The organism is Methylovulum psychrotolerans (assembly GCF_002923755.1).
GTDB lineage: Bacteria > Pseudomonadota > Gammaproteobacteria > Methylococcales > Methylomonadaceae > Methylovulum > Methylovulum psychrotolerans.
In genome coordinates, this window is record NZ_PGFZ01000056.1 from 1 (window position 1) to 2440 (window position 2440).

Genomic DNA, 2440 nt, shown 5'->3' on the forward strand with positions numbered 1-2440 from the left:
TCAACGGCCACTTTGGCTTTAAATTCCGTTGTGTGGTTCTTGCGTACATTTGCCATAGTTTAGTTTGCCTTTTTGGGTAAGGCTTTCTATCTTAACTGCTGGTCTAAAATATGGGGAGTATCATAAAAAACAAATGCAGAATTATGGAGTTGTCGCAAATTAGTAGATAAAGTATTAGACAAAATTGAAAGTTTTCCCAAAAGTCAGTAACGTATTGAACAGCATCGCTCGCTTTTGTATAGACAATAAGGGATTCTGTTCAGGGAAAATGCCATGTTACTAAAGCCGCATAACCTGTTATTTACATGATGATGTCAGGCATTTCTCATTCCTGATGGAAAACAGCTAACAACATGTTTTTTTGCTTTTAAAGACATTTTCTAGGTTACAATCCTATCAGTTGAGTCGGAATGTTGAGAAATGCACTGCTTCCATCGGTGATAGATTATTGTCTTCGTAGTTTTCCCGTTACAGGAAGCAGTTATCCCAATAAGAAACCGATGTACATCGGCAGGGTGCGGACTGATGTGGGACGATTGATTGCCTTTATCATGATAGGGTCTTCCGTTCGCAATTGTATATGAATTTTTAAAATACATATTGTAACATTCCTGTAAATGCATAATTTTCAGGTGGTTCTATATTGCCTATTTAAATGAGAAAAATGAGTAAAATACTTCTTATCGCGTCCCAAAAAGGTGGCGTAGGTAAATCAACTACGGCCATAAATATTTCTTCTGTATTAGCCAATCAAGGCCATGATGTTTTGCTGGTTGATTCCGATCGACAGGCATCTGTTTCGGAATGGTGGGCTGAGCGTAAATTACATCATCCTGATAAGCCTAAAATTGCCTGCATTCAAAAATACGGTGAACTTGATGATACTTTGATTGATTTAAGAAATCGTTATGAATACGTCATTGTCGATGTAACTGGACGAGATTCTGAAGAAATGCGTTCGGCTATGGTAGTCGCCGATATTCTTTTAACTCCAGTTAAAGCAAGTCAGGTTGATATTAATACGTTACCTAATATGTGTAAAATAATTAAGCAATCAAGGGTTTTTAATAAAAGATTACTATCTTATGTTTTTTTGTCAATTGCACCAAGCAATCCAAAAATCAATGAAATAGAGCAAGCGAAACGTACAATTTTAGACTTTTCAGAATTGCAGCTACTTAAAACGGTTGTATTTGACCGTAAAATATATAGGGATTGTATGGCTGATGGATTGGCTGTTACCGAATTGAATGGACGCGCAGATAGTGAAATTTCGGCAAAAAAAGAAATGTTAGCTTTGGTGGAGGAAGTATTACATGGTCAAATTTAAAACTTCCGATGAAATTGAGGCGCGGAGGGTCTTTATTGCTGGGGCAGATAAAGACGGTATTATTCAGCAGCAGACGGATATTTGGTCATTTTTAGACTTAAAAAAACTGACCAATGACGAATTAATTGATCGTTTAGAACAAATTGATAATCAGGCTACTTTGATAAAATGGCGTATTTTATGGGCATTACGGCAGCGATTTCCGTCAGATAGATTATTCGGCCAGTATATTGCCGACCTAAAGGCTACCCGCGCAATTTGCGCGGGTAGCCATCAAGAAATTAACCGTGCGCTTCATGCGGGTCGTTTTTGTGAAAAATATGGAATAACAAACTTGAGTTCGGCAGGGGTGCTTCAGTCGGCAGTATATGCGTTATCACGCCCTTCAAATGAAACAATAGCCGATGAAGTTTATAATAGAGTAAAAAATAAAAATGTTCCTGTTAAAGATGTTGAACGGTATATCGAACAGGCTAAAGCGGTATTGACTATTGAACAACCAAAAAATCCTGAGCAAATGCCATATGAAAGTGGCATGGAAATAAATTATGCCTCCTCTGTAAATGAGGGTGGTGGAAATTTAAAACTCGAAATATCTGAAGCTTTAGCTATTCTAAGTGAGAATATTATTCATGGTGTTGCAAATGTGCCTGATTCAAATCATCAGCGTCGCATGGCTATTTTGGCAACGTTACCCACATTAAATGAAGATGAACTCTCGAATGAAGAAATTCTTGATGAACTCAAAACCTTATGTCTTCAATTTATGAAGCCATCTTTAACGATAATTCCTATTATAAAATTGCTAATAAAACGATTGGCCAGTGATTTGTAGCAATACCTTCTTCAATCCTCATTTGATTAGAGTCGATCCTGACGATTTCAGTAGCTTGGAATAAATCACTTAAAACATCCCTCTCATTTGGCGAAAATGTGGATTTAAGTAATCAGCTTGTAAAGCGTCGGCCTGCTGATCCCAAACTCTTTTGCCAGTCGGCTTTTTTCTTCCCCTGCGGCCACCCTGGCTTTCAACTCCTCGACCTGTCCGGGCTTTAGCTTAGGCCGTGCGCCGAACTTAACGCCTTTTTTGAGCGCCTGTTCAATGCCTTC

At 38.2% G+C, this 2440-nt stretch carries 3 protein-coding genes; 2 read left to right on the top strand and 1 reads right to left on the bottom strand.

The window, feature by feature from the left end; translation table 11 throughout:
• Positions 1–664 precede the first annotated feature (664 nt).
• Together AADEFJLK_RS23435 and AADEFJLK_RS23440 are read left to right on the top strand one after the other, a co-directional pair.
• Complete coding sequence (locus AADEFJLK_RS23435; RefSeq protein WP_088621681.1) at positions 665–1330, top strand: AAA family ATPase; 666 nt, start codon at positions 665–667, stop codon at positions 1328–1330.
• Positions 1317–2165, top strand: coding sequence for a hypothetical protein (locus AADEFJLK_RS23440; RefSeq protein WP_088620644.1), 849 nt, complete (start codon positions 1317–1319; stop codon positions 2163–2165). Before AADEFJLK_RS23435 ends, AADEFJLK_RS23440 begins: the two co-directional genes overlap by 14 nt.
• A gap of 104 nt (positions 2166–2269) precedes the next feature.
• On the opposite strand, the gene AADEFJLK_RS25965 is transcribed toward AADEFJLK_RS23440, so the two are convergent.
• Positions 2270–2434: a helix-turn-helix domain-containing protein gene (locus AADEFJLK_RS25965; protein ID WP_282957382.1), complete on the bottom strand. Its 165-nt coding sequence runs from the start codon at positions 2432–2434 to the stop codon at positions 2270–2272.
• Positions 2435–2440: the final 6 nt, after the last annotated feature.